Below are 25,073 nucleotides of genomic sequence, written 5' to 3'. Positions count from 1 at the left end.
CCCGGCGACAACCGTCCTAGCCTATGGTGCTCCCTAGGATTGACGCATGCGCATCCACATCGCGACCGATCATGCGGGCCTCGAGTTCTCCACCCGGCTGCAGCGCCACCTCGCCGATCAGGGGCACGAGGTCATCGATCACGGTCCGATCGAGTACGACGCGCTGGACGACTACCCCGCGTTCTGCATCCGGGCCGCGCAAGGCGTCGTCGCTGACCAGTCGGCGGGCGTCGAGGCGCTCGGCGTCGTCTTCGGCGGCTCGGGCAACGGCGAGCAGATCGCGGCGAACAAGGTGCGCGGCATCCGCGCGGCCCTCGTGTGGAACCAGTCGACAGCCGAGCTCGCCCGTCAGCACAACGACGCGAACGTGATCGCCATCGGAGCGCGACAGCACACGCTCGAGGAGGCGCTGTCGTTCATCGACACCTTCATCGCCGTTCCGTTCAGCGACGAGGAGCGCCACATCCGGCGCATCGCCCAGATCGCGGCGTTCGAGATCGACGGTGCGCTGGAGCCCGACCCCCGCGCCGTCGCGCCGAATGTCATCGCCGACGACAGGAGCGACTTCGACCCCGAGGCGGGCTGATGCCGGAGGGGCACTCCGTCCATCGCATCGCGCGGCAGTTCGCGCGCAACTTCGTGGGTCGCCGGGTCGCTGCATCCAGTCCCCAGGGCCGTTTCGTCGAGGGCGCGGCCATTCTCGACGCCCGTGAGGCCGAGTCGGTGCGTGCGGTCGGCAAGCAGATGTTCCTCGAGTTCGAGGGTGACGTCTGGCTCCGCGTGCACCTCGGGATGTACGGGGCGTGGGACTTCGCCGGCGAGATCCTCGTCGATCCCACGATCGCCTCGGCCAACGGGCGCATGGGCCAGACCAACCAGCGCGGCACCGTCCTGGACGACGAGATCATGGATGCCGCGCGCGAGAACTCGCTGTCCTCCATCGGCGCGCCGCGGCGCGCCCGCGTGCACGTGCGCATGTCCGAGCAGACCACCGGACTCGCAGACGAGGGGGACGAGTGGCCGCCTCCCGTCGTCGGACAGGTGCGGCTGCGCCTGCTGACGGAGAACACCTGCGCCGACCTCCGCGGCCCCACGGCGTGCGAGCTGCAGACCCCGGACGAGGTCGTCGCGACGATCGCCAAGCTCGGGCCCGACCCGCTCGTGGACGATCCCGAAGAGGGGGAGGAGCGCTTCACGCGCGTCGTGCGGCGCAAGCCCACGCCCATCGGCCTTCTCCTCATGGACCAGAGCGTCGTCAGCGGCATCGGAAACGTGTACCGGGCGGAACTGCTGTACCGGGCGCGCCTCGACCCCCACACGCCTGGCCGCGACGTGCCGGAGGACACGGTCCGCGAGCTGTGGCGCGACTGGTCGCACCTGCTGCGCGTCGGGGTCGAGACCGGGCAGATGATGACGATGGACGATCTGTCGCCCGGCGACTGGCGCAAGGCGATGGCGAGCCGCGACGACCGGCACTGGGTGTACCGCCGTGCGGGCCTGCCGTGCCGCACCTGCGGCACGGCGATCGTGCTCGAGGAGATGGGGGCCCGCAAGCTGTACTGGTGCCCGTCCTGCCAGGAATAGCCTGAGAACATGCGTCAGAATCCGAGCTTCGCGATGACGGATGTCGCCGAGCTGCGTCGCCTCATCGCCCGGAACCCGTGGGCGACACTGGTGAGCGCCGCACCCGACGGCCTGGTCGCATCCCACTACGCGGTGCTCCTGGACGACGACCGCGACGACCTCACGATCGTCGGGCACGTCGGGCGACCCGACGACCTGCTCCACGGTCTCGGCGAGCGCGAGCTGATGGTGATCTTCCAGGGGCCGCACGGCTACATCTCGCCCGCGTGGTACGGCGACGTCGCCGGGGTCCCGACGTGGAACTTCGTCTCGGTGCACCTGTCGGGGGTCCCCGAGCTGCTGACCACGGAGGAGAACCTGCAGGTGCTCGACCGGCTGGTGGCGCGGTTCGAGTCGCAGCGCGACGACCCGCGGCTGATGTGGGAGCGGCCCAACGATGCCTCCTACGTCGAGCGTCTGGAGAAGGGCACGATCGGATTCCGGCTGACCCCGACGAAGATCGTCGCGAAGCGGAAGCTCAGCCAGAACAAGACGCCCGAGGTCGTCGAGTCGGTGATCCTCGAGCTCGAGGGGACGGGTCCGTACGCGAACTCCGCGCTCGCGGCCGAGATGCGACGAGCGCGCGATGCCATGGCTGCGGCGCGGACGTCATGATCGCGACGATCCGGCGCGCTCAGCTGCGCGGACCCGGAACCGAGATGCTTCCCGATTCGGGGCCGTTCGACGTGTTCCACGCCGACGGCCTCATCGTCGACATCGCGCCGGCCGGAGCCCTGCGCCCCCGCGGCGAGACGTTCGACGCCGACGGCCGGTTCCTCATCCCCGGGCTGTGGGACCATCACGTGCACACCACGCAGTGGGCCCTGGCCGCGCAGCGCGCCGACCTCGACGGGAGCGAGTCGGCGGGCGACGCGGCACGGCGGGCGGCGGCATCCACTGTTCTTCCCGACGGGAGGCGCGTGGGCGCCGGCTTCCGGGACGCGCTGTGGGCGGACCGGCCCTCGCTTGCTCTCCTCGACGAGCTGACGGGCGACACGCCGACCTACCTTCTGAACGCGGACGCCCACAGCATGTGGCTGAATTCGGCCGCGCAGCGCCGCGAAGGCGTCACGACAGGGGATGACGGCATCCTGCGCGAGGAGCCCGCGTTCGCCGTCTCGAAGCTGCTGAACGCGGTCGAGCCCGACGTCGCCGATCGCCTCGTCGCCGAGATGGCGAGGGATGCGGCGGCCCGCGGCATCGTCGGGATCGTCGATCTCGACATGGCCTGGAACGAGGAGTCCTGGGCGCGACGGCTCGCCGCGGGCTTCGACACGCTGCGCGTGGAGTTCGGCGTGTACCCCGATCTGCTCCCGCGCGCGATCGCGGAGGGGCTGCGCAGCGGCGACGCCGTGCGCGGCGCGGACTCCGACCTCGTCACCGTCGGCCCGCTGAAGGTCATCACCGACGGATCGCTCGGCACCCGGACCGCCGCTGCGCGATACGCCTACCCGGGCGACGAGCACAACCACGGCATGCTCACGGTGCAGCCGATGGAGCTCGTCGGCTTGATGACGGAGGCGACGGCCGCGGGGCTGCGCTGCGCAGTGCACGCGATCGGCGATGTGGCGAATTCGCACGCCCTCGACGCCTTCGCCGCCACGGGCGCGTGGGGGACCATCGAGCACGCGCAGCTCGTCGCCCACGCCGACATCCCGCGTTTTGCCCGCCTCGGCGTCGCCGCGAGCGTGCAGCCGGCCCACGCCCTCGATGACCGGGACATGGCCGATGCCCTCTGGGGCGGCCAGACCTCCCTCGCGTATCCGCTGCGGTCGTTCGCCGACGCGGGCGCGCCGCTCGTCTTCGGGTCGGACGCGCCGGTGTCGCCGCTCGACCCGTGGGCCGCGGTGGCGGCGGCCGTGTACCGGACGCGTGACGGGCGCGCCGCCTGGCATGGCGAGGAATCCGTGGATGCGGCGACCGCCCTCGCGGCCTCCACGCACGCGGGTTCCGCCGACCCGGACGCCCTGGCGCCGGGAGCTCGGGCAGACCTCGTCCTCTGCGACGCCGATCCTCTGGCTGCGGACGAGCCGTCACTGCGCGGCATGCGGGTGTCTGCCACTCTCGTGGGGGGCCGCCTGACCCACGGCGGCTGATCGGCTGATCGCACCGGCCGTCGCCGGTACGTGAGAGAGTCTGGTCATGACGATCGCCGACGGTGCCTCAGTCCTCTCGGTGTCGGGCAGGACGCCCGTCATCGACACCTCCGCTTTCGTCGCGGCCGGTGCGCGCGTCGTCGGAGACGTGCACCTGGGCGAGGGATCGAGTGTCTGGTACAACGCGGTGCTGCGCGCGGACGGCGACTCGATCACCGTCGGCGCGGGCAGCAATCTGCAGGACAACGTGTCGGTGCACGTCGACCACGGCAAGCCGGTCGTCATCGGCGAGAACGTGTCCGTCGGTCACAACGCGGTCGTGCACGGCTGCACGATCGAGGACGGCTCGCTCATCGGCATGGGCGCCGTCGTGCTCAACGGCGCGGTGATCGGCGCCGGCTCTCTCGTCGCCGGTGGAGCGGTCGTGCTGGAGGGAGCCGTGATCCCGCCCGGCTCCCTCGTCGCCGGCGTCCCTGCGAAGGTGCGCCGGGAGCTCAGCGAGGACGAGCGCGCGGCACTGGTGCGCAACGCCGAGACGTATCGCTCGCACCTGGCCGACCACGAGGATGCGACGCCCGCCTGAGACGTCCTCAGCGGGGTGAGGCGGCGTCCGTCGCCGGCGTCACCAGACGCAGCGAGGGCAGTCGGCCGTCGCGACACAGCGCCAGGCGCAGGTGGCCCCGCACCATCACCACGATCGCGATGACGAGGGCGGCTGCGAACGGCACGATTCCCGAAACGGCCATGCCGGCCGCCGGGCCGACGCGCTCCACGATCCAGCCCATGAGCGGGCCGCCGAGCGCCTGTCCGCCGAGCTGCACCAGGATGTAGAGCGCCATCACGCGGCCGCGGACGCCGAGGTTCGTCGACTGCTGCACGAGCGAGTTCGCGCTCGTGAGGAACAGGAGGCTCGCCGCCCCGCCGGCCGTGATGAGCAGTGCGAACACGACGAGGCCCGGCGCGAGCGCGGTGGTCGCCTGCACCACCCCGAGGACGGCCGCACCGCCGACCACGAGCCGCAGGCTGACCGCGAGCCGGCGCGTGGACAGCACGGCGCCGGTCAGCGCGCCGACGGCGACGAGCGCGTTGAAGAGTCCGTAGCCCGCGGCGCCCACCTTGAAGACGTCGTTCGCATAGGCGGCGAGCAGTACCGGCATCGTGTACGCGAAGAACGCCACAGCACCCAGCATCACGATGGTGAACAGGATCGCCGGCTTGCCGCCCACGTAGCGCAGCCCTTCCTTGAGCTGTCCCTTCGCCCGCGGCCTGACCGGCGTGTGGTGCAGGGCCGAGGCATCCATCAGTGCGAGTGAGAGCACGACGAGGCCGCAGGCGACGGCGTTGATCGCGAATGCCCAGCCGCTTCCGACGGCGGTGATGGCGAGCCCGCCGATCGCCGGCCCGATGAGAGCACCGAGCTGGAACGTCGAGGAGTTGAGACTGATGGCGTTGCGCAGGAGCTTCGGCCCGACGATCTCGTTGACGAACACCTGTCGCGCGGGGTTGTCGACCACGGTGACGAATCCGCCGAGCAGCGCCAGCGCCCAGATGTGCCACACCTGCACCGTGCCGCAGAGCACGAGGACGGCGAGGACGGCGGAGATCAGCGCGGCCGTCGTCTGCGTGATCATCAGCAGCAGGCGCTTGGAATACCGATCGGCGATGACCCCGCCCAGCAGGCCGAACAGGAGCATCGGCGCGAACTGCATCGCGACCGTGATCCCGACCGCCGCGACGCTTCCGGACAGCTGCAGCACGAGCCAGTCCTGCGTCACGCGCTGCATGCCGAGGGCCGTGGTGGCGACGATCTGCCCGCCGGCGTAGAGCCGGTAGTTCGGCACTCGAAGTGAGACGAAGGTGTCCCGCCAGCGGGGACGGGTGGTCAGGACGGGGATGGGAGTGGTCAGCAGCGATTCGTCGGTCGATGTCACAGGAGTTCCGTATGCGGTCGGCGGTGGATGCGGTCCACGCTAGGGGCGGGGCATCCATTCATGCGACCAATCAGGCCTATAACTACCATTGGCTTTCGCAATAGGCTCGGGAGCATGCTGGATCCGGAGCTCCTCGCCACCTTCGTCGCCGTCGCCGAGACCGGCAGCTTCACCCGGGCGGCGGAGCGGGTCGGCCTCAGCCAGCCCACGGTGAGCCAGCACGTGCGACGCCTGGAGGCGGCCGCCCGGCGCAACCTCGTCGATCGCGACACCCGGCGACTTCGGCTGACCGACAACGGCGACGCCATGCTGGGCTTCGCGCGCACGATCCTCGCCGCGCACGCCGCCGCCGACAGCTACTTCGCCGGGACGGCCATGCGGGGGCGCCTGCGGTTCGGGGTCGCGGACGATCTTGCGATCACGCGACTCCCGACCATCCTGCGCGATTTCCGCCAGGCGTATCCCCAGATCAACCTCGAGCTGACTGTCGGCCAGTCGGCTCCCTTGGATCGCCGGCTGAAGGCGGGTCAGCTCGACCTCATCTTCATCAAGCAGGCGCAGGGGGAGGGCGAAGGCGATCGGGTCAGCAGTGACGCCCTCGTCTGGATGGGGCTGGAGCGCACCGAGTTGGCGCCCGACGCGCCGGTGCCGCTCATCGCCTACCAGGACCCGAGCGTCAGCCGGCGGATGGCGATCGACGCGCTGGAGGCGGCGGGTCGGGTGTGGCGGATCACGTGCAACACGCGCGAGGTCAACGGCGTCCTCGCTGCGGTGCGGGCCGGCCTCGGTGTCGCGCCGTTCCCCCGCTCACTCATCCCCGGCGATCTCGCCACGGTGACGAACCGGCTCGGGCTTCCGCCGCTCGGCGAGGTGGAGTTCACGCTGCGGGTGGGGCCACGCGCGCCGGCCGAGCCCACGGCGGCGCTCACGCGCGCCATCATGGGGCGCACGCTGCACTGAGCGGTGGGGGCGGATCAGGCTCGAGCCGGCGGATGGTTCTTGCCGCGGTGCACCTCGTACAGGCGCACGTGCCCGGGCCACTGCGGGTCGTTCTCGATCGGCCTGTCGTCCATGAAGCTGCGGATGACGTGAGCGAGCTGATCCGGGTGACTGAAGTTGATGGCGTGCGCGGCGCCCTCGAGCAGCACGACCAGGACGTGGCTGTCGGTCTGGCTCGCAATCTCGTCGACCCGGTGGGCGTGGGGGAGGAGCGGGTCGCGCTGGCCCATCACGACGAGCGTCGGGATGTGCATCTCGAGCAGTCGCTGCAGCGTCGGATACTGCGTCAGCGACCGGAACATCCGCACGGTGCTGGGCACCCCGAATCGGACATAGTCGGGGACGGCGACGCGCGCCATCCTGAGCGGCTCCCGCGGCGCGTCCGCCGTCAGCTGACGCATCGCGCGCCGCAGCGGCTGATTGAAGAGCCCGCCCGCGGGCGACACGAGCACCGCCCGGTCGATGCGCTCGGGGTAGCGGTGGGCGCACTCGATGATGACCGGGCATCCCATCGAGTTGCCGACGAGGGTCGCCTTCTCCACGCCGCGATCGTCGAAGAAGTCGATGGCCGCCCGTGCGAGATCCGGGATGTCGAGCATGTCCCTGCGCTTGCCGCTCCGGCCGAAGCCGGGCAGGTCGGGCACATAGGTGTGGAACTGGTCCGCGAGCCGTTCGGCGGTGGGCAGGAGGTAGCGCCCCGACAGCCCGAAGCCGTGGATGTGCGCCATCACGCGCTGGTCCTGCGGCACGACGGGGGACTCGCGGTAGAAGACGTCGACGCCGTCGATGCGCGTCCACCTCTCGGACAGGCCGGAGGCCGGCTTGCGCGGCACCTTCCGCGGTTGAGCGGGGCGGGATGCGGACTTCTGACTGCTCATGACGACTCCCTCAGGGCGACATGGGACGATGCCTGCTCAGTCTGCCGTGGGAAGCCTCGCCCGCGCCAGAGGCGCGTCCGGGAGGAGGAGAAAGCGTGGAGGGGCGGACGGGAATCGAACCCGCGTAATCAGTTTGGAAGACAGGTGCACGCGCTCGCGGTGTGTCGCGCGAACTCAAAGAAGGGCCGGTCAGCCTCGCAAAGCTCCGTTGCATCCTGTGTCGGGCTGAGTCAGGTTCATGCCACTCCTTGTGGCACGCGGGTGGCACGCGCGCGTGAGTCTGAGAGCCAGACCCCCAGGTGACCCGTTTCGGCCTGCGGGGTCGCCGAGTTCGCTCTTCGTCTCCCCGCATTGCCATGGTCGGGCGGGATCCAACTAGGACACGATTTGCACCTAGCCGATCGTGACCAGCCGCTAGCCTCGGTCCATGCTGATGGCGCTTCCCATCCCAATCCCGGTGGACATCACTCGAGACTGGTTCGACGTGTTGGCCCTTGTGGTGTCCACCCTCGCCGCGCTGGGGACGCTTCTCGCGGTGTTCTTCTCCGTCTGGGTGGCGGGACGTGCAGTGCGTGACGGCAAGCGCGCCGAAGCATCGCGCGTCACCGCGTGGCCAGGAGAGATGGATCCACGGATACCAAGGAACGTCTTGCACCCTGTGGCCTTTCAGGCACAGGCGGGTGCAACGGACGACCTCGATGGCGTCACGGAGCAGCCCTGGGATGAGCGCCCGATCATTGTGATTCGCAACGACTCGGGATCGACCATCCACAACGTCCTTGTCGCGTATGCAGGCGCCTGGGGGCACTGGCCTGCGGACAAGCCGATCCGCCTGCCGGTCTGGCACACGATGGTCCCGCCGGGCGATTGGTACGTGACCGGGCCGGAATACAGCGGCGAGGCCATGGACGTGCGGACCGGATTGATGATCGAGTTCACCGATGCGAACGGCGGTCGGTGGATGCGTACAGCCAACGGGAGACTGGCGACGAGTGGTCAGGCGTTGCTGAATCGCATGCATAACGAGTCGAAGCCCGCCAACGCGGCGTTGACGAGGCTTTGAATGGCATTGGGGTCCTATCTGATGGATAGTCTCCGGGTATGAAGAACCTGGGGATCATTGCAGTTTTGGGAACCGCTCTTGTGTTGGCCGGATGCAGCGGCGGCACGACGTACAGCTCCGCGGAATCGATGAAGAGCGCGTACGTGAACGCGGGAGGCAACTGCACCCATCCATTGAAGGTCGACGAGAACATGCTCTCCGAGGGGGCGCATGGCCTGCTCTGCTCAAACCCCATAACGTTCCTCATCGTGTTCGACAGCGATGAGGCCAAGAATCGTTACCTCGCCCGAACCGGAGATTCGAAGATGGTCAGTTATGGCGGTGACCGATGGCTGGCGTCAAGCGAGAAGAACGACATCATCAGCAAGCTGGGTGGGTCGAAGGTTTCGCAGTAGAGCCGCTACCGCTCACGCGATGAGCCCCACGGCGCGCCGAGACTCGGACGGCAGCATGAGGGTTCACCTAGGTTGGTCGGACTCGTGAAGCGCGCCCGCGGCGCGCCGAGCGTTTCCGCGCGGCACCGCATACCCCCCGGGGGTACTCTTTCGGATCATGGGCAATGACACTCCATTGACACACAAGGCTTACGCCTCGGCCATGCAGCGAGTCGCCGACGCCTACGCGATGCGGGTACGCGGGGCCACATGGGATCAGATCGCGCGGGCGCTGGGCTACGCCAATCCGCAGAATGCCATGCGCGCGGTGCGTAACTACATCGGCAAGGTGCCCAAGCCTGAGATGCCCGAGCTACGCTCGATGTGGCGCGATCGTCTCGAGTATCTCTGGCCGCTCGCCGTGCGCGATGTCGAGAACGGGCGAGCTGGCGCGACTCGCGCCGCGGTGGCCGTGGCCCATCGTGCCGCCCAACTCGACGGGCTCGACGCACCGACGAAGTACGAGATCACGCCTGGCGAGGTCGAGCTTGACCGCATCGTGGAAACCCTTGTCCGGCGCTCGGGTCGCGAGATGCTCGAGGATGCCGAGGTTATCGATCTCGACGTGTTGCCTGTGGACTCGTCCTATGACCACAGCCGGGCCGACGCACTCGAGCCCTTGGATTGACTGCACGCCGGTCGTCGGCGAGGCGCCCGCCCACTGCCCCTTACGGCGCGGGCGGGCGCCTGTCTCTAGACCGTCGTCGGCCAGCCCTCGGCGGCCGCCGCCGCGGACCGTGCTTCGGTTACGTCGCGTTCGAGTGCGGTCACCGCAGCCTCGAGCGCTTCGGCGCGCTTCCGCGCCGCCTTCGGCCCGTACTCGGCCGCCAGCTCGCCGGGCAGCGAATGGGGCCAGGTGAGCCGCGCACGCTCGCGGAGCGACGGAAGCGCCTCGGGCGCATATGCCCACCGCTCGGCGGTACCCGTACCTCGATCGCTCGCGAGATCGCAATACGTGCGGATGCCGAGCCCGGTCGAACCGATGGACGTTGCGCCGCTGAGCGCTTCGAGTGCGCACGCCCGCAGGCCGTCCCGATCGCGCGGCCGGGCACGGAGATCCCAAACCTCCGCGCAATCGCGGCAGAGGGGCGCTGAGCGCCCGTCCGACCACGTTTCGGGGCAGGATCGCCAACCGATCGACGTCGAGACTCCGCACCAAGCGCACGCGCCGTCCTTGCAACGCGTCGGCTCGACCTGCGCACGGGCGTTGTCGACGGCGCGGCGCAGCAGTGTGCGCGCGAGCGCGTCGACGTGCGCCCACGGCCGCACGTTCGACCGCATCGCAAGGTCCGCGGCGATGCTCGAGCGATACGCCTCCCATGCCAGGGTGGGCGTCCTCAGGCGTCCCAGCGCGTCGGCCGCGACCTCGGAGGACACATCAACGCCGACGAGCGCCGCGACAACGTCAGCCGCGGTCTGGCAGCCAGCATGCCGCCGTCGCCAGCCGAACAACGGCAGCCGCCCGTCCCCGACGCGCTCGATATCGAGCCGATCCCATTCGCCGCGCTCGACTGGCGACGCCCACGAGTTCGGTTTCGCGAGCGTGCCCGTCCCGGCATTGACGATGCCGCCGCATGCTGAGCAGTAACCGGCGGGCAGGTCGCGCGCCAGCTCGGCAGCGATCCTCTCGCGCTCGTGCATGTCGCGCATGCGCTCCGCGAGCGTGCGCTTCTGCACCATCGTGATTCCGAGGGACTCAGCCACGGCGCCCACCCCGTCGCGCAGCGTGCAGTCCCTCGTAGATGCGAGCCTGCATCCGAGCCACCTCGACAGGCGACACCGGCATGGCACCGAGCGTCTCGAGCACGATACCGAGGCGAGCGCCGATGTAGAACGTATGGCCGCCGGAGCTGAGACGCACCGCGTAGCCCTCCGCCGTAGCTGTGTCGAGCATCACCTCGGCCTCCAGCTCCGAGATATTCGGCGTGTCCGCCGCCGCCGCAAGCTGAGCTGCCGTCCACGCCTCGATCACTCGAGCTGACGTCTCGTCACTCGTCATCGTTCGTTCCTTTCCTGAGTTCGGCTGCACGCTGCAGCCAGTCGACGCACCATGCGTCGGACACTGTGAGCCCTGCCGCCGCGAGCGTGGCGCACACTAGCCGCGGTGGCGCGGGGATGCGTCGATCCGGTGCAGCACGCGGCGCAGCTCTTAGATCGACGGACGTCGTTGGACCTGAGGGTGGAGCCCCGAGCGACGGGCGCGGTGCCGGCGTGGCCGTCATCGCACGATCTCTTTGACCGAGCCGCCGCCGACGCGGGCGTACAGCGTTCGACCGCCGCAGCGGATTTCTGCGATGCGGCCCGCGGCGATTTCTGGAATGAGAACGCGCAGCGCCTGCACTCTCGGGATGCCCGCCGCCTCGGCGAGCTGGTCGAGCGTCCAGCCCTCGAGGTGCCGGATAGGCGGCGGCGCCAGCGGTGCGGGTGCGGGTCGCGCCGGGTGCCTGCGCGTGCGTCGGTTCATCGGTTTGGTCCTCTCGTGAATGCTGACCACACACGCGCACGCCCTCTCTAAAGAGGGGCGCTTGCGTGCGTGCATGGCGGTCGGTCGGTAGTGCAGGGTGCGTGCGTGCTCGCGTGCAGCGTGATTCCGCGGAATTCGCGGCGTGCGTGCGTCGGCGTGCGTGCTCGCGTGCGTGGTCGCGCGGAAAACGTGCGTGCGTGCTCGCGTGCGTGCTTTTGGCTGTTCTCATGACTCCTCCTGCAGCCGGTATGCGACCCGTTCGGGGCCGCCGCCGATAGGTGCGATCGGGAGTCGCTCGACGGCGCCCGCGTCGCTCATGCGCTCGAGTTCGCGGCGCGTGCGTGAGACCTCGGCGGCGGACACGTTGTCGCGTCCGTGGACGAGTTGCGATACGACCTTCGCGAGGAGTGCGCCCTGTCCGCGCAGTGCGTCGAGAACGCTCGGCGTCGCCTCGGCCGTCATGGTGCCTGCCTCACGATCGACCGTCACGCGCAGCGGCCCGACGTCGCCGCGTGCAGTCTTCACGCCGCGGATCTCTACGGCCGTGTCGCCCGGCTCGCCGATGATCGCGAGGACGGATCCGGCGCCTGCGGTGATCCACGTCGAGCCGTAGACGTCATCGAGTGAGAGACCCTTGCGCCCCTCTGACGTCGCCTTCCGGGCGTGGTGCAGCTCGAGCAGCTCGACGCCCTCGGCTAGGGCGTGCTGCCGTGCGAGGTTGTACTGTCGGCCGCCTTCGTCCTCGGCCAGTCGCGCCGCGGCATCCTTCAGCGAATCCACGATGACGGTGTCAGCCTCGGCCGCTCGTGCGAGGTCGAGCAGTAGCGTCGGCTGACTCGCGAGATCGGAGGGCAGCGGCCCGCGCCAGACTGTCAGGCGGTCGTCAAGTGCATCCCGCTCGCTCGGGTCGAACTGGCGGCGCAGCGCTCGGGCGATCTGCTGTGGCCGGTCCATCGCGAGATAGAGGACGCGACCCGCGCCGGGGCGTACGCGCATGCCGAGCACGCTCGGCTGAAGCCCGAGACGGCCGCGCAGCAGCAATCCGGAGAGGGTTGTCTTGCCTGTGCCAGGCGGGCTGTAGATCATGCAGGATTCGCCCTCGGCCCACGCGACGCGTTCGCCGTCGCCCCAGATCGCGGATGCGTGGTCGGGCGTGTCGAGCACGAACCCGCCGCCCGTGATCAGCCGCGATGCCGCGGCGAGATCCACGGATGACCCCGAGTGTTCGGCCTCGATCGGCTGCGTACGCGTGAGGTAGTCGCCGATATTCTCGGCGCGTAGATCGTTGAGCGTCATCGGCTCGGCGCCGGTCCACGCCGCGAGCGCATCCGTTACGTCGTTGAGTCCCGCGGGCGCGGTCATGACGGCGCGTACCTCTGCGCCGACGGTCGGCAGGTGATTGGCGAGAGCAACGGCGCGTGCCATGCCTGCCGGGTCGTTGTCGGCGACGATGACGACGCACGCGCCAGCGAGCGGTGAATAGTCGACCTTGCCCCAGTTGGCTGCGCCCTGCGGCGCGGTCGTGGCAGCGATCTGCGTGCCTGCCGCGAGCGCGAGTGCGTCGAGCGTGAGGGCGTCCTCTTCGCCCTCGGCGATGAAGACGTCAGCGCCAGCAGCGATGGCCTCGCGCACTGTACCGAGGCGCCATAGCTCGGCGGGGCGATCGGTGTTCGTCTGGCGGATGCGCTTGCCTCGCGCCCCTTGCGGATACTCGCGCGTGACGGTTCGGCCGTTGTCGTATGGGTAGGCGATCCGCTCGGGCGATCCGTCGTACAGGTCGCGCAACTCGAGGCCGAGCGTGGCGACGACGTCGGCGGTCTGGCATCCCGCGTGGCAGTATGCGAGGACGCGGCCGGGCATGCCGGGTCGGTGAGTGATCGAGAGCGACGCTTCGCCGTCGTCGTGTGCGGGGCACTGTGCAAGTGCTCGATCTCCGCCGTGCTCGCGCACGCGGCTGCCGTGGGCGCGCAGCGCTTCAGTCAGTCGGTCGTACGCCGTCGTGGATATGGTCGCGCTCGGCATTATTCGCCTCCTCTCGGCGCTCGGGCAGGCTCTCGACATGGCGGATCCATCGGGCGTTCGCGTTCGCTCGCTGGACCCGTTCACGCGCCGCGGCTACGCGGACGTGTCGCGGCTTCGTCACGGCTAATCGAGTCCCCACGCGCGGCGCAGCGGCGCCGTGGGAATGCGGATCGACCGGCCGAGGCGCACAGTCTTAATCTCGCCCCGTGCGATCGCCTCGCGGATGACGTGGATGCTCTGTTCCGTCGCGGCGGCCAGCGTCGGCACGTCCACGAAGTCACGCTCACGGAGCGCTGCCTGTGCATCGAGTACCGACGGCTTGCGTCCGGTCGGGCGGTCTACGTTCACGGCCATGGTGCCCCTCTCTTTCGTTTCGGACAGGTCCAGCCTGGCGCGATGTATTACACCCCAACTCAGGCTGTGGTGTAGTGTTGGGGTATGAAGTCGCCGACGTACGAACTCGACGCCGCTCGAGGGCATGTCGTGTGGAACGTGGACGGCTGGCCGGAACACCGCTTCGAAGGTGTCGAGGTCGCGCTCATCAACGGCCGCCCGGCACTCGTGAGTTTTCGCATCGTGCCGCTCGATCCGAACGCCGCGCCGATCGCCCTAACGGCAGAGCGGCTCGCGCGTGTGCCCTCGCAGCGCATCGCCGCTCTCGTCGCCGACAGGAGCGGCCTTGGCAGCGGGCGCGTTAACGCCGCATTCGACTCGTTGCTCGGGCTGCGTGGACCGGTCGCGCTGCCGCCGTACACGCGAGGCGGCAGCGACGAATGGCACCGCGCGATCCTCGCGATCTCGGCCGAGGCGCAGGCGCACGGCCGGTCCGCCATCGCGGCCATCGCGGACGCGGCGCAGGTCGGCCGCGACCGGGCGAAGCAGTACAGCGCGAACGCGCGCCGCTGGGAGCGCGAGCACGGCGCGCGGCCGATTCCGACGACGACCGCGAACGCAGCGGCGGTCACGCAGCCGAAGCCGGATCGCGAGCCCTTCGCAGGCTTTCCGCGCACGCCGGAGGAGCGCGACAGGCGGACCGGGCGCAGCCGAGGGCGCGGCTCGATCGACACACGTACAGGGAACGAAGGGGAGCAGCAGTGATGAGCGGCAGGAAACAGAATCGGCAGGCGTTCGGCAGCGTTAGGCAGCTGCCCTCGGGACGCTGGCAGGCTCGCTATCGCGATCAGGCGGGGCGCCCGATGACGGCGCCGGTCACGTTCGGCACGAAGCGCGAAGCGCTGGATCACCTCGCGGGCGTGCAGGCGGACCGGATGCGCGGTGTGTACCGCGATCATCGCGACGGCGCGCAGGCGTTCGGCGCTTACGCGGTCGAGTGGATCGACAACGGCGGATCCCGCGGCAAGCTCGCACCGCGCACGACGGCGCTGTATCGCGATCTCGTGGCGCGCGACCTCGAGCATTTCGGACCGCTGGCGCTGTCAGCGATCACGCCCGCCGAGGTGCGCCGCTGGTACAGCCGTGCGCGCCGCGAGACGGCCGAACGTGCAGCGAAGCGCGGCGGGACGGGGGATGCTCGCATTCGGCAGGCGTACGCGCTCCTGCGCTCGATCATGGCGACCGCCGTACGTGATCGGCTCATCGGCGAGAACCCGTGCCTCATCGTCGGCGCAGGCATCGCGCAGGCGCCCGAGCGCCCCTACCTCGCGCCCGATGTCCTCGCGGCGATCGTGGCTGCGATGCCCGAGCACTACGCGACACCGCTGCGAACGATGTTCGGCGCACACCTGCGCCTCGGCGAACTCGTGGCGCTGCAGCGTGGCGACTTCGACCCGGCGACCGGCGCCCTGCACATCGAGCGCCAGGCCGTCGAGATCGGGGGAGCGGTCGAGATCACGCCCACGAAGACCGGCCACGCGCGCACGGTCACGCTGCCGCCGACGATCGCAGCGATGCTCGCCGAGCACCTCGCAGCTACGTCGGGATTCGGACGCTCGCCGATGTTCACGAAGGGCAGCGGGCAGCCGTACACGCGCACGCAGATTCAGACCGCGTGGCGGACCGCGACGACGCGCCTCGGTGTGCCGCATTTCCACCTGCACGACGTGCGGCACTCAAGCCTCACGACGGCCGCGCAGGCGGGCGCGACGACGCGCGAACTCATGGCGCGCGCCGGGCACCGCACGACGGCCGCAGCCATGGTCTATCAGCACGTCGCAGAGGAGCGAAACGCACTCCTTGCGAGCGCGATGGATGCCCTCGCGGGCGACGCTTTCGGGGGCACTAGTGGCACGCGGGTGGCACGAACAGACCGCCGAGCACTCGAGGATGGCACGCGCTAGAACGCAGAAACCCCCGGCTGACCGGGGGTTTCTCTGGTGGAGGGGCGGACGGGAATCGAACCCGCGTAATCAGTTTGGAAGACTGAGGCTCTACCATTGAGCTACCGCCCCGCAGGCGCGCAAGCGCACCGCGGACGAGTCTACTGGATGCGGACGCATGACCTTGACGCGGCCCGCCAGGCTGTGCGCAGGAACCGCTCGGCGGTGTCGGCTAGACTTGCCGGGGCCGATTCCGGCGTACGCGCGCGTATGCATGCCCGGGGCGTAGCTCAGCTTGGTAGAGCGCCCGCTTTGGGAGCGGGAGGCCGCAGGTTCAAATCCTGTCGCCCCGACACAACCGGCCCCACAGACCCCGACTCAGCCGCCGCGCCCGCGTGCGGGAATCAGAGGAGAACGAACAGGTATGGTCACCAGCACCGTCGAGCAGCTGACCCCCACGCGGGTGAAGCTCCACATCACGGTCACCCCGGACGAGCTGAAGCCCAGCATCGATCACGCGTACGAGCACATCGGGCAGGACGTGCAGGTCCCCGGCTTCCGCAAGGGCAAGGTTCCCGCCCCGATCATCAACCAGCGCATCGGCCGCGGCGCCGTTCTGGAGCACGCCGTCAGCGACGGCCTGGACGCCTTCTACCGCGAGGCGATGGAGGCCCACGACGTCCGCGCGGTCGGCCGCCCGAGCGCCGATGTCATCGAGTGGCCCAGCGAGAAGGACTTCTCGGGCGACCTCAAGGTCGAGGTCGAGGTGGACGTCCGCCCCGAGTTCGAGCTGCCCGACTACGAGGGCACCACCCTCACCGTCGACGCCGTCCCGGTGGACGAGGCCGCCGTCGACGCCGAGCTCGACCGCCTGCGCGCGCGCTTCGGGACGCTCGTCACCGTCGACCGCCCGGCATCCACGGGTGATTTCGTGGAGCTCGACCTCGTCGCCACTATCGACGACGCCGAGATCGACCGCGCCGAGGGCGTCTCGTACGAGCTCGGCTCGGGCGAGCTGCTCGAGGGCATCGACGAGGCCATCGACTCGCTCACCGCGGGTGAGGACACGACGTTCCGCTCGACGCTCATCGGCGGCGACCACGCCGGCGAGGAGGCCGAGGTCTCGGTCACCGTCAAGGCGGTCAAGGAGCGCGAGCTCCCCGAGGCCGACGACGACTTCGCTCAGATCGCGAGCGAGTTCGACACCATCGCCGAGCTCCGTGCGAGCCTCGTCGAGCGGGTCGGCGAGCAGGGTGTGTTCACCCAGGCGTCGGCCGCGCGCGACAAGTTCGTCGAGCAGCTGCTCGAGCAGGTCGACATCCCGGTGCCGCCGCAGTTCGTCGAGGGTGAGGTGCACAGCCACCTCGAGTCCGAGGGGCGCCTCGAGGACGACGAGCACCGCGCCGAGGTCACCGAGGCCAGCGAGAAGCAGTTCCGCACGCAGATGCTGCTCGACAAGATCGCCGAGCGCCACCAGGTGCAGGTGTCGCAGGACGAGCTGACCCAGTACATCGTGCAGTCGGCCGCCCAGTACGGCATGGCGCCGCAGGACTTCATCAACGCGCTGCAGCAGGGCAACCAGCTGCCGGCGATCGTCGGCGAGGTCGCCCGCAACAAGGCCCTCGCGGTCGCTCTGGGCACCGTGAACGTCGTCGACACCGACGGCAAGGCCGTCGACCTGACGGGGTTCGTCGCCACCGCCGACGAGACCGAGGCCGAGGCCGAGGAAGAGGTCGTCGAGGAGGCGCAGGAGCTCGCGGATGCCGCGGCCGACGCCGACGAGATCGTCGCGGCCGAAGAGGCCGAGGCGGCGAAGCCCGCGCGGAAGTCGCGCGCCAAGAAGGCCGAGTAACGACTCGAGAACGAGAGGGTGGATGCGACTCGCATCCACCCTCTCGTCGTCTCCGGCGGCTGTTCGGCGGGCTTCACTCTGCCCAGGGCGAACACGGGCGGATCGCCTGCGCCGCGCCGGTAGATTCGAACCCACGTAACGAACGGGAGCTCTCATGGCTGAACCCCTTGTCGCAACCAGTGTGTTCGACAGGCTGCTGAAGGACCGCATCATCTGGCTGGGATCGGAGGTGCGCGACGACAACGCGAACGAGATCTGCGCGAAGATCCTGCTGCTCGCGGCGGAGGACTCGCAGAAGGACATCTACCTGTACGTCAACTCGCCCGGCGGCTCCATCACCGCGGGCATGGCGATCTACGACACGATGCAGTTCGTGCCGAACGACATCGTCACCGTCGGCATCGGCATGGCCGCATCCATGGGTCAGCTTCTGCTGACCGCAGGCACCAAGGGCAAGCGCTACATCACGCCGAACGCGCGGGTCCTCCTGCACCAGCCGCACGGCGGCTTCGGCGGCACGGCGAGCGACATCCAGACCCAGGCGCAGCTGATCCTCGACATGAAGAAGCGGCTCGCCGAGATCACCGCTGCCCAGACGGGCAAGACCGTCGAGCAGATCAACGCCGACGGCGACCGCGACCGGTGGTTCACCGCGCAGGAGGCGCTCGAGTACGGGTTCGTGGACCACATCCGCGAGTCCGCCGTCGACGTCATCGGCGGCGGCGGAACCTCCAAGTAAGGCGACGAGGGAAAGAGAGAGACAGGGAATGAACACTCCGACCTTCGGGATGCCGAGCAGCGCCCACTGGGGCTCCGCCCCAGACCCCCGGCTCGCGGGCGCGCGCCACCAGGGACTGCAGATGCCGAACAGCCGCTACATCCTGCCGCAGTTCGAGGAGCGCACAGCGTACGGCTTCAAGCGCCAGGACCCCTACAACAAGCTGTTCGAGGACCGCGTCATCTTCCTCGGCGTGCAGGTCGACGACGCGTCGGCGGATGACGTCATGGCCCAGCTGCTCGTGCTGGAGAGCCAGGACCCCGACCGCGACATCATCATGTACATCAACTCGCCGGGCGGTTCGTTCACGGCCATGACCGCGATCTACGACACGATGCAGTACGTGTCGCCGCAGATCCAGACGGTCGTCCTGGGTCAGGCGGCCTCGGCGGCCGCCGTCCTGCTCGCGGCCGGTGCGCCGGGAAAGCGTCTCGCACTGCCGAACGCGCGCATCCTGATCCACCAGCCGGCGATGGGCGAGGCGGGCCACGGTCAGGCCTCGGACATCGAGATCCAGGCGAACGAGATCATGCGCATGCGCACGTGGCTGGAGGAGACGCTGTCGAAGCACTCCAACCACTCGATCGAAGACGTCCACAAGGACATCGACCGCGACAAGATCCTGTCGGCGTCCGAGTCGGTCGACTACGGCCTGGTCGACCAGGTCCTGACGACCCGCAAGCGGGGCCAGGCGGCCATCTCGAAGTGAACCGCGGCGGGGCATCCGGCACGGCGTCCACAGGCTGGGCGCAATCCGACCGGATGTCCCCGTCAGCGGATAGGCTCGGAATCGATCGGCACTGCCGTGTCGAGACCGATCGGCGCCTCGAGTGCCGAAACCGGAGGGGGAGCCCATGGCACGCATCGGTGAGAGCGCGGACCTGTTCAAGTGCTCGTTCTGCGGCAAGAGCCAGAAGCAGGTCCAGCAGCTGATCGCGGGCCCGGGCGTGTACATCTGCGACGAGTGCGTCGAGCTGTGCAACGAGATCATCGAAGAGCGGATGGCAGAGTCCGGCTCGGGCATCGTCTCGGACTTCGACCTTCCGAAGCCCCGCGAGATCTTCGCGTTCCTCGAGGAGTACGTGGTCGGGCAGGACGATGCCAAGCGCGCCCTATCCGTCGCGGTCTACAACCACTACAAGCGCGTGCGGGCGCACGGCACGATCCAGTCCGCCGAGCAGCGCGCCGACGAGATCGAGATCGCCAAGAGCAACATCCTGCTGCTCGGTCCCACGGGATGCGGCAAGACCTACCTCGCGCAGACGCTCGCGAAGCGGCTCAATGTGCCCTTCGCCGTCGCGGATGCCACCGCCCTCACCGAGGCCGGGTACGTCGGCGAAGACGTCGAGAACATCCTGCTCAAGCTCCTTCAGGCCGCGGACTTCGACACGAAGCGCGCCGAGACCGGCATCATCTACATCGACGAGGTCGACAAGATCGCCCGCAAGGCCGAGAACCCCTCGATCACGCGCGACGTCTCGGGCGAGGGCGTCCAGCAGGCTCTCCTGAAGATCCTCGAAGGGACGGTGGCGTCCGTGCCGCCGCAGGGCGGCCGCAAGCACCCGCACCAGGAGTTCATCCAGATCGACACGACGAACGTGCTGTTCATCGTGGCCGGTGCGTTCGCGGGTCTCGAGGACATCATCTCCGCGCGCGTCGGAAAGCACGGCGTGGGTTTCGGCGCCTCCCTGCATCGCAAGGACGAGGATCTCAACCTCTTCAGCGAGGTGCAGCCGGAAGACCTCCACAAGTTCGGGCTGATCCCGGAGTTCATCGGCCGCCTCCCGGTGGTCGCCTCGGTCTCGCCGCTCGACCGCGAGGCGCTCATGGAGATCCTCACGGAGCCCAAGAACGCGCTCGTCAAGCAGTACCACCGCATGTTCGAGCTCGACGGCGTGACGCTCGAATTCGACCGCGAGGCGCTCGAGGTCATCGCGGACCTCGCCGTGGCCCGCAAGACGGGGGCCCGCGGGCTCCGGGCGATCCTCGAGGACGTGCTCGGTCCGATCATGTTCGAGATCCCGTCCACCGAGGACGTCGACAAGGTCATCGTGACCCGTGCCGCGGTCGACGAGGGCGCGCCGCCGACGCTGGTGCTGCGCCAGAAGCGCAAGAGCGCCTGAACGAGTGAGCGAGGACCGACCGGCCGGAGATGCCTCCGGCGGATCGCTCGTGCACCCGATCCTGGCCGGCGTCGTCGGCTCCGTCACCGGCTTCGCGTCGTCGTTCGCGCTCGTCCTCGCCGGTGCCGGCGCTGTCGGGGCGACGACCGCGCAAGCGGCCTCCGGCCTTCTCGCCCTGTGCGTCATGCAGGGCGCTCTGGCCATCGTGCTGTCGCTCACGACGCGTCTGCCGATCTCCATCGCCTGGTCGACGCCCGGGTCCGCGGTGCTCATCACGGCCGGCGTGCTCACCCGCGACTTCGGCGTCGCCGTGGCGGCGTTCCTCGTCGCAGGGCTCCTCATCGCGATGACGGGACTGTGGCCGTGGCTCGCACGGCAGATGACCCGCATCCCGCCGCCCATCGCGAGTGCCATGCTGGCCGGCATCCTGCTTCCCATCTGCATCTCGCCCGTGCAGGCCGCGGTCCAGCTGCCGCTGCTCGCACTGCCGCCGATCGTGGTCTGGCTCGTTCTCTCCCGGGTCGCCCCGCGGTGGGCGGTGCCGGCGGCCGTGGCGGTGACGGCCGTGGCGGTGGTCGTCGCAGCGGGTCCGGACTGGGCCGCGCACGCCGCCTTCGCGCCGCACCTCGAGGTGGTCGCTCCGGTGTTCGACCCGCTCGTCGTCGTGTCGCTCGCCGTTCCGCTCTACCTCGTGACGATGGCGGGGCAGAACATCGCGGGGTTCACCGTGCTGCACACGTACGGCTACCAGCCGGTCCCTGCACGCCTCATCCTGACGTCGACGGGCCTCGGCAGCGCCGCCATCTCGGCGCTCGGGGCTCAGACGATCAACCTGTCGGCGCTGTCGGCGGCCATCATGGTCGGCGACCGGCACACGCCGAAGGACCGTCGGTGGATCGCCACGGTCACCGCCGGCTGCTGCTACATCCTGCTCGGGCTCGGTGCGGGCGTGGCCGGCTCCCTCGTCGCGGCGAGCCCGCCGATCCTCATCGAATCGGTCGCCGGACTGGCACTCCTGGGAGCGCTGATCACCGCGATCACGGGCGCGCTCGCCGATCCCGACGGACGCCTGGTCGCCATCGGCACGTTCGTGACGGTCGCCTCCGGCATCGTCGTCGCCGGGCTCGGCTCGGCTTTCTGGGGTCTCGTGGTGGGCGGCGTCATGTGGCTGGTGCTGCGCGCGGGACGGCCGCCCACTCCGGCGTGAGAGGGACTGCCGCCGCTGTCGCACCCCGCGCGTAGCGTGACGGGATGCCGACTCCCGAGCCCCAGCCGTTCTCCATCGACGTCCCCGGCGAGGTTCTCGCCGATCTTCGAGCGAGGCTCGGGCACACCCGCCTGCTGCCGGACTCTCCGGGGAGACCGGCATCCGGCATGTCGGCGGCCTATGTCGCCGAGCTCGTCACCTCGTGGCGGGAATTCGACTGGCGAGAACGGGAGGCGTGGCTGAACGAGCATCCGCAGTATCTGGTCGATCTCGGTGACGTGACGCTCCACCTCGTTCACCTGCGCGCCGCTGACGCGAACGCGCCCGCCCTCCTCGTGATGCACGGCTGGCCGCACACCTTCGCCCTGCAGCTCGCGTTCGCCGACCGATTGACCGACTTCCACGTCGTCGTGGCGAGCCTTCCGGGGTTCGCATTCTCGTCGCCGTACCGGTCGGGGTTCATGGAGAACCAGCGCCTGGCCGACACCATGAACCGGCTGATGACGGATTTGCTCGGCTATGACCGATACCTCACCTACGGCGAGGACGTGTCGGCCGACGTCAACGACCTGCTGGCGGCGACGCATCCCGAGTCGGTGCAGGGCGTGCTCGTCACGCATGCGCACTTCCCGACCATGCAGGAGCGCGCGAGCCTCGACGATCCGGCGGCGGTGGCGTTCTTCGCGCGGCTCGACGCCGACCTCTACGCGATGAGCGGGTACGCGCACGAGCAGGGCACGCGGCCGGACACGCTCGCCGCCGCACTGAACGACTCGCCTGCGGGCTTGCTCGCCTGGATCACCGAGAAGCTCGTGGAGTGGAGTGACACGCCGGCGGGCGATCCGCGGCTGGTCGAGCGTCGCATCTCCCGCGAGCGCATCCTCACCGAGGCGACGATCTACTGGGTGACGCAGACCATCGCATCGTCGTTCCGGCCCTACTTCGAGCCGCGGGGAGAGGCGCCGGTGCCGCCCGTGACCGTACCCGCGTCCGTGCACATCCAGCGGCACGAGCACGACAACCCGGAGAGCGTCGCGCGTGCGTTCTATCGTGATCTGCGCACGTTCGAGCGGCTCGAGGAGGGCGGGCACTTCGCGATCGCCGAGGTTCCCGAGGTCATGGCCGAGCGCGCGCGGGCCTTCGCGCGAGAGCTCGGGTTGCTGCAGGCGGGGGAGGGGCGCTCCGGAATCCCGGTCCGTCCCTCGCCCGTCAGCCGTCCAGGCCGCGGCGCGTGAGGAGCGGTTGGATGTCGGCATCCCGCCCGCGGAAATCGCGGTAGGCCTCGAGGGGATCCTTCGAGCCGCCGACTCCGAGCAGGCGCTGACGGAACCGGTCACCATTCTCGCGCGTGAGGCCGCCGTTCTCACCGAACCACTCGACGGTGTCGGCATCCAGCACCTCGCTCCAGATGTAGGAGTAGTAGCCGGCACTGTAACCGCCGGAGAACACGTGCGCGAAGTACGTCGACGAGTACCGGGTGGGCACGGCGGGGTTCCCCAGGCCGATGTCGGCGAGGGCGGATGCCTCGAACTCGGCGACATCCAGCTCCTTCGCCGCCTGCTTGGCCGTCAGCGAGTGCCATGCCTGGTCGAGCCATGACGCGGCGAGGTACTCGCTGGTCGCGAAGCCCTGGTTGAACGTCTCCGAGGCGTGCAGCTTCTCGACCACCTCGGCGGGCAGGGCCTCGCCGGTCTCGATATGACGCGCGTAGCGGTCGAGGATCTCCGGCCAATAGATCCACATCTCGTTGACCTGGCTCGGGAACTCCACGAAGTCGCGGAACACCGCGGTCCCGGCGAAGTGCGGATAGGTCACGGTCGCGAACAGGCCGTGCAGCGCGTGCCCGAACTCGTGGAAGAGCGTCGTCACCTCGTCCAGCGTGAGGAGGGTGGGCGTCCCCGGTGCGGGCTTGGGGACGTTGAGATTGTTGACGACGACGGGCTTGCCGCCGCGCAGATGGGACTGGTCGACGATCGAGTTCATCCACGCGCCGCCGCGCTTCGTGTCGCGGGTGTAGAGGTCGAGGATGTAGAGCCCGAGGGCGGAGCCGTCTTCGTTGAACACCTCGAACACGCGGGCGTCGGGGTGGTAGGCGGGAAGGTCCGGGCGCTCCACGAAGGTCAGGCCGTAGAGGCGGTGTGCGGCCTCGAACACGCCGTCGCGCAGGACGCGCTCAGCCTCGAACCACGGACGGAGCGCGGCGCGATCCAGGTCGTAGCGGTCCGCGCGCACGCGCTCGGTGTAGTACGCCCAGTCGTGCGCCTCGAGGGTGAACGGGTCTGCGTCGGCGTCGATGATCTCCTGGAGCGCCGCCTGCTCACGCCGCGCGTTCTCCGCAGCGGGCGCCGCCAGGCGGCGCAGCAGCGCGTGAACCGCCTCCGGCGATCCCGCCGTCTCGTCGGACGTGATGTACCCGGCGTGCGTGTCGTAGCCGAGCAGGGCCGCGCGCTCCGCGCGCAGGCGGGCGATCTCACGCAGGGTATCGCGGTTGTCGTTCTCGTTGCCGCGGGAAGCGCGGGAGCGGGATGCCTCGAGCAGCCGGCGGCGGCTCTCCCGGTTGGTGAGCGACGAGAGGTACGGGTGGCCCGTGAAGAGCGTGAGCGTGACGACGTAGCTCCCGTCGAGGCCGCGATCGGCGGCCGACTGCGCCGCCGCGGAGATCTCGCCCTCGGTCAGTCCGTCGAGCTCGGACACATCCTCGAAGACGACGGCCAGATCATTGGTGTCGGCGAGCAGATTCTTCTCGAAGGTGGTCGTGAGCACCGAGATGCGGCCGTTCAGCTCCGTGAGCCGCGCCTTCGCCTCGTCGTCGAGCGCGGCTCCGGCATGGGACATCTCGCGGTGCCGGCGTTCGACGAGGTAGCGCTGCTCGGGCGTCAGGTCGAGCTCGTCCAGCTGGTCGTGGATCGTCGTGATCCGCTCGTATAGCGCAGCGTCGAGCTGGATGGCGTCGGCGTGCGCCGACATGAGGGGAGCGAGCTCTTCCTCGATCGCCTGGATCTCGTCCGTGGCGTCCGCGGAGGACACGGTGTAGAAGGTGCGTGCGACGCGGTCCAGGAGCGCGCCGCTGCGCTCGAGCGACTCGATGGTGTTCTCGAACGTCGGGTCCGACTCGTCGCCGGTGATGCGTGCCACCGCATCCAGGTGCTCGGCGAACGCGGCGCCGAAGGCAGGGAGGTAGTGCTCGGGCCGGATGTCACCGTAGGGCGGGAGGTCGTAGGGGAGAGGGGTCGGCGCGAGGAGGGGATTGGCAGCGGCATCCGTCATCCCTCCAGCGTAGACAGACGCTCGGAGCGTTCGCAAACAATCCGTTGCAAAGAAATGCTT

The 25,073-nt window shown here is 69.4% G+C and carries 25 protein-coding genes and 2 tRNA genes; 18 read left to right on the top strand and 9 right to left on the bottom strand.

Annotated elements, in window-relative coordinates; translation table 11 throughout:
• Positions 1-46 precede the first annotated feature (46 nt).
• From AC0NZN_RS02320 to AC0NZN_RS02300, 5 genes are read left to right on the top strand one after another with little or no spacing between them, the layout of a single operon-like run.
• Positions 47-586 (top strand): ribose-5-phosphate isomerase, encoded by a 540-nt coding sequence (locus AC0NZN_RS02320; RefSeq protein ID WP_474590647.1) that lies wholly within the window; start codon positions 47-49, stop codon positions 584-586.
• Positions 586-1,584 (top strand): Fpg/Nei family DNA glycosylase, encoded by a 999-nt coding sequence (locus AC0NZN_RS02315; RefSeq protein ID WP_474590646.1) that lies wholly within the window; start codon positions 586-588, stop codon positions 1,582-1,584. The genes AC0NZN_RS02320 and AC0NZN_RS02315 overlap by 1 nt, the downstream gene beginning before the upstream one ends.
• 9 nt (positions 1,585-1,593) lie before the next feature.
• A complete protein-coding gene (locus AC0NZN_RS02310) occupies positions 1,594-2,238 on the top strand; it encodes an FMN-binding negative transcriptional regulator (RefSeq protein ID WP_474590645.1) in 645 nt (214 codons plus the stop codon).
• A complete protein-coding gene (locus tag AC0NZN_RS02305) occupies positions 2,235-3,719 on the top strand; it encodes an amidohydrolase (protein ID WP_474590644.1) in 1,485 nt (494 codons plus the stop codon). Before AC0NZN_RS02310 ends, AC0NZN_RS02305 begins: the two co-directional genes overlap by 4 nt.
• Positions 3,720-3,765: 46 nt before the next feature.
• On the top strand, positions 3,766-4,302 hold the full coding sequence (locus AC0NZN_RS02300; protein ID WP_474590643.1) for a gamma carbonic anhydrase family protein: 537 nt from the start codon (positions 3,766-3,768) through the stop codon (positions 4,300-4,302).
• Between the two features lie 7 nt (positions 4,303-4,309).
• Here the strand turns inward: AC0NZN_RS02300 and AC0NZN_RS02295 are convergent, their stop codons facing one another.
• Entirely contained in the window at positions 4,310-5,650 is a 1,341-nt protein-coding gene (locus AC0NZN_RS02295) for an MFS transporter (protein ID WP_474590642.1), read from the bottom strand.
• Between the two features lie 114 nt (positions 5,651-5,764).
• Here AC0NZN_RS02295 and AC0NZN_RS02290 point away from each other — a divergent pair, with 114 nt between their 5' ends.
• Positions 5,765-6,610 carry a LysR substrate-binding domain-containing protein gene (locus AC0NZN_RS02290; RefSeq protein ID WP_474590641.1) on the top strand — a complete coding sequence of 282 codons (846 nt, stop codon included), beginning with the start codon at positions 5,765-5,767 and terminating at the stop codon, positions 6,608-6,610.
• A 14-nt stretch (positions 6,611-6,624) separates the two neighbouring features.
• Here the strand turns inward: AC0NZN_RS02290 and AC0NZN_RS02285 are convergent, their stop codons facing one another.
• Complete coding sequence (locus AC0NZN_RS02285) at positions 6,625-7,527, bottom strand: alpha/beta fold hydrolase (RefSeq protein ID WP_474590640.1); 903 nt, start codon at positions 7,525-7,527, stop codon at positions 6,625-6,627.
• A gap of 427 nt (positions 7,528-7,954) precedes the next feature.
• Between AC0NZN_RS02285 and AC0NZN_RS02280 the strand changes: the two genes are divergently transcribed.
• From AC0NZN_RS02280 to AC0NZN_RS02270, 3 genes are all read left to right on the top strand, one after another.
• Positions 7,955-8,590 carry a hypothetical protein gene (locus AC0NZN_RS02280; protein WP_474590639.1) on the top strand — a complete coding sequence of 212 codons (636 nt, stop codon included), beginning with the start codon at positions 7,955-7,957 and terminating at the stop codon, positions 8,588-8,590.
• Positions 8,591-8,628: 38 nt separating this feature from the next.
• Positions 8,629-8,985, top strand: a complete 357-nt coding sequence (locus AC0NZN_RS02275; RefSeq protein WP_474590638.1) for a hypothetical protein — start codon at positions 8,629-8,631, stop codon at positions 8,983-8,985.
• 157 nt (positions 8,986-9,142) lie between these two features.
• A complete protein-coding gene (locus AC0NZN_RS02270; protein ID WP_474590637.1) occupies positions 9,143-9,652 on the top strand; it encodes a hypothetical protein in 510 nt (169 codons plus the stop codon).
• Positions 9,653-9,717: 65 nt separating this feature from the next.
• Here AC0NZN_RS02270 and AC0NZN_RS02265 read toward each other — a convergent pair whose 3' ends face one another.
• The 5 genes from AC0NZN_RS02265 to AC0NZN_RS02245 form a co-directional block, all read right to left on the bottom strand.
• Positions 9,718-10,704 carry a hypothetical protein gene (locus tag AC0NZN_RS02265; RefSeq protein ID WP_474590636.1) on the bottom strand — a complete coding sequence of 329 codons (987 nt, stop codon included), beginning with the start codon at positions 10,702-10,704 and terminating at the stop codon, positions 9,718-9,720.
• 16 nt (positions 10,705-10,720) lie between these two features.
• Positions 10,721-11,023 (bottom strand): hypothetical protein, encoded by a 303-nt coding sequence (locus AC0NZN_RS02260; protein WP_474590635.1) that lies wholly within the window; start codon positions 11,021-11,023, stop codon positions 10,721-10,723.
• A 219-nt stretch (positions 11,024-11,242) separates the two neighbouring features.
• Complete coding sequence (locus tag AC0NZN_RS02255) at positions 11,243-11,488, bottom strand: hypothetical protein (protein WP_474590634.1); 246 nt, start codon at positions 11,486-11,488, stop codon at positions 11,243-11,245.
• 225 nt (positions 11,489-11,713) lie between these two features.
• Positions 11,714-13,510, bottom strand: coding sequence for an AAA family ATPase (locus AC0NZN_RS02250; RefSeq protein ID WP_474590633.1), 1,797 nt, complete (start codon positions 13,508-13,510; stop codon positions 11,714-11,716).
• A 123-nt stretch (positions 13,511-13,633) separates the two neighbouring features.
• Positions 13,634-13,864 (bottom strand): hypothetical protein, encoded by a 231-nt coding sequence (locus tag AC0NZN_RS02245; protein WP_474590632.1) that lies wholly within the window; start codon positions 13,862-13,864, stop codon positions 13,634-13,636.
• 84 nt (positions 13,865-13,948) lie between these two features.
• Between AC0NZN_RS02245 and AC0NZN_RS02240 the strand changes: the two genes are divergently transcribed.
• A complete protein-coding gene (locus AC0NZN_RS02240) occupies positions 13,949-14,608 on the top strand; it encodes a hypothetical protein (RefSeq protein WP_474590631.1) in 660 nt (219 codons plus the stop codon).
• A complete protein-coding gene (locus AC0NZN_RS02235) occupies positions 14,608-15,807 on the top strand; it encodes a site-specific integrase (RefSeq protein ID WP_474590630.1) in 1,200 nt (399 codons plus the stop codon). Before AC0NZN_RS02240 ends, AC0NZN_RS02235 begins: the two co-directional genes overlap by 1 nt.
• A 37-nt stretch (positions 15,808-15,844) precedes the next feature.
• Here the strand turns inward: AC0NZN_RS02235 and AC0NZN_RS02230 are convergent.
• Positions 15,845-15,918 (bottom strand) — tRNA-Gly (locus AC0NZN_RS02230).
• Positions 15,919-16,065: 147 nt separating this feature from the next.
• Here AC0NZN_RS02230 and AC0NZN_RS02225 point away from each other — a divergent pair.
• From AC0NZN_RS02225 to AC0NZN_RS02195, 7 genes are all read left to right on the top strand, one after another.
• Positions 16,066-16,139 (top strand) — tRNA-Pro (locus tag AC0NZN_RS02225).
• 71 nt (positions 16,140-16,210) lie between these two features.
• Complete coding sequence (gene tig, locus AC0NZN_RS02220; RefSeq protein WP_474590629.1) at positions 16,211-17,638, top strand: trigger factor; 1,428 nt, start codon at positions 16,211-16,213, stop codon at positions 17,636-17,638.
• A gap of 154 nt (positions 17,639-17,792) precedes the next feature.
• Positions 17,793-18,377 carry an ATP-dependent Clp protease proteolytic subunit gene (locus AC0NZN_RS02215; protein ID WP_474590628.1) on the top strand — a complete coding sequence of 195 codons (585 nt, stop codon included), beginning with the start codon at positions 17,793-17,795 and terminating at the stop codon, positions 18,375-18,377.
• 28 nt (positions 18,378-18,405) lie between these two features.
• Positions 18,406-19,125 (top strand): ATP-dependent Clp protease proteolytic subunit, encoded by a 720-nt coding sequence (locus tag AC0NZN_RS02210; RefSeq protein ID WP_474590627.1) that lies wholly within the window; start codon positions 18,406-18,408, stop codon positions 19,123-19,125.
• A 145-nt stretch (positions 19,126-19,270) separates the two neighbouring features.
• Complete coding sequence (gene clpX / locus AC0NZN_RS02205; protein ID WP_474590626.1) at positions 19,271-20,539, top strand: ATP-dependent Clp protease ATP-binding subunit ClpX; 1,269 nt, start codon at positions 19,271-19,273, stop codon at positions 20,537-20,539.
• A 4-nt stretch (positions 20,540-20,543) separates the two neighbouring features.
• Complete coding sequence (locus tag AC0NZN_RS02200; RefSeq protein WP_474590625.1) at positions 20,544-21,746, top strand: benzoate/H(+) symporter BenE family transporter; 1,203 nt, start codon at positions 20,544-20,546, stop codon at positions 21,744-21,746.
• A 44-nt stretch (positions 21,747-21,790) separates the two neighbouring features.
• A complete protein-coding gene (locus AC0NZN_RS02195) occupies positions 21,791-22,981 on the top strand; it encodes an epoxide hydrolase family protein (protein WP_474590624.1) in 1,191 nt (396 codons plus the stop codon).
• Here AC0NZN_RS02195 and AC0NZN_RS02190 read toward each other — a convergent pair.
• The gene (locus AC0NZN_RS02190) at positions 22,956-25,013 is read right to left on the bottom strand and encodes a M3 family metallopeptidase (RefSeq protein ID WP_474590623.1); all 2,058 of its coding nucleotides are present in this window, start codon (positions 25,011-25,013) and stop codon (positions 22,956-22,958) included. The genes AC0NZN_RS02195 and AC0NZN_RS02190 overlap by 26 nt on opposite strands.
• Between the last annotated feature and the right edge of the window lie 60 nt (positions 25,014-25,073).

The organism is Microbacterium sp. sgz311019 (assembly GCF_056135325.1).
Note: the sequence above shows the minus strand (reverse complement) of the source record. Positions and strands in the feature narration are given on the sequence as shown.

Bases quoted from the DNA above. Each gene is read 5' to 3' on its own strand.
- AC0NZN_RS02190 (WP_474590623.1), bottom strand. From the start codon at position 25,013: ATGACGGATGCCGCTGCCAATCCCCTCCTCGCGCCGACCCCTCTCCCC.
- AC0NZN_RS02275 (WP_474590638.1), top strand. From the start codon at position 8,629: ATGAAGAACCTGGGGATCATTGCAGTTTTGGGAACCGCTCTTGTGTTG.
- AC0NZN_RS02250 (WP_474590633.1), bottom strand. From the start codon at position 13,510: ATGCCGAGCGCGACCATATCCACGACGGCGTACGACCGACTGACTGAA.
- AC0NZN_RS02285 (WP_474590640.1), bottom strand. From the start codon at position 7,527: ATGAGCAGTCAGAAGTCCGCATCCCGCCCCGCTCAACCGCGGAAGGTG.
- AC0NZN_RS02235 (WP_474590630.1), top strand. From the start codon at position 14,608: ATGAGCGGCAGGAAACAGAATCGGCAGGCGTTCGGCAGCGTTAGGCAG.
- clpX (WP_474590626.1), top strand. From the start codon at position 19,271: ATGGCACGCATCGGTGAGAGCGCGGACCTGTTCAAGTGCTCGTTCTGC.
- AC0NZN_RS02290 (WP_474590641.1), top strand. From the start codon at position 5,765: ATGCTGGATCCGGAGCTCCTCGCCACCTTCGTCGCCGTCGCCGAGACC.
- AC0NZN_RS02270 (WP_474590637.1), top strand. From the start codon at position 9,143: ATGGGCAATGACACTCCATTGACACACAAGGCTTACGCCTCGGCCATG.
- AC0NZN_RS02240 (WP_474590631.1), top strand. From the start codon at position 13,949: ATGAAGTCGCCGACGTACGAACTCGACGCCGCTCGAGGGCATGTCGTG.
- AC0NZN_RS02265 (WP_474590636.1), bottom strand. From the start codon at position 10,704: ATGGTGCAGAAGCGCACGCTCGCGGAGCGCATGCGCGACATGCACGAG.
- AC0NZN_RS02280 (WP_474590639.1), top strand. From the start codon at position 7,955: ATGCTGATGGCGCTTCCCATCCCAATCCCGGTGGACATCACTCGAGAC.
- AC0NZN_RS02255 (WP_474590634.1), bottom strand. From the start codon at position 11,488: ATGAACCGACGCACGCGCAGGCACCCGGCGCGACCCGCACCCGCACCG.
- AC0NZN_RS02305 (WP_474590644.1), top strand. From the start codon at position 2,235: ATGATCGCGACGATCCGGCGCGCTCAGCTGCGCGGACCCGGAACCGAG.
- AC0NZN_RS02315 (WP_474590646.1), top strand. From the start codon at position 586: ATGCCGGAGGGGCACTCCGTCCATCGCATCGCGCGGCAGTTCGCGCGC.
- AC0NZN_RS02245 (WP_474590632.1), bottom strand. From the start codon at position 13,864: ATGGCCGTGAACGTAGACCGCCCGACCGGACGCAAGCCGTCGGTACTC.
- AC0NZN_RS02320 (WP_474590647.1), top strand. From the start codon at position 47: ATGCGCATCCACATCGCGACCGATCATGCGGGCCTCGAGTTCTCCACC.
- AC0NZN_RS02260 (WP_474590635.1), bottom strand. From the start codon at position 11,023: ATGACGAGTGACGAGACGTCAGCTCGAGTGATCGAGGCGTGGACGGCA.
- AC0NZN_RS02210 (WP_474590627.1), top strand. From the start codon at position 18,406: ATGAACACTCCGACCTTCGGGATGCCGAGCAGCGCCCACTGGGGCTCC.
- AC0NZN_RS02215 (WP_474590628.1), top strand. From the start codon at position 17,793: ATGGCTGAACCCCTTGTCGCAACCAGTGTGTTCGACAGGCTGCTGAAG.
- AC0NZN_RS02310 (WP_474590645.1), top strand. From the start codon at position 1,594: ATGCGTCAGAATCCGAGCTTCGCGATGACGGATGTCGCCGAGCTGCGT.
- AC0NZN_RS02300 (WP_474590643.1), top strand. From the start codon at position 3,766: ATGACGATCGCCGACGGTGCCTCAGTCCTCTCGGTGTCGGGCAGGACG.
- AC0NZN_RS02195 (WP_474590624.1), top strand. From the start codon at position 21,791: ATGCCGACTCCCGAGCCCCAGCCGTTCTCCATCGACGTCCCCGGCGAG.
- tig (WP_474590629.1), top strand. From the start codon at position 16,211: ATGGTCACCAGCACCGTCGAGCAGCTGACCCCCACGCGGGTGAAGCTC.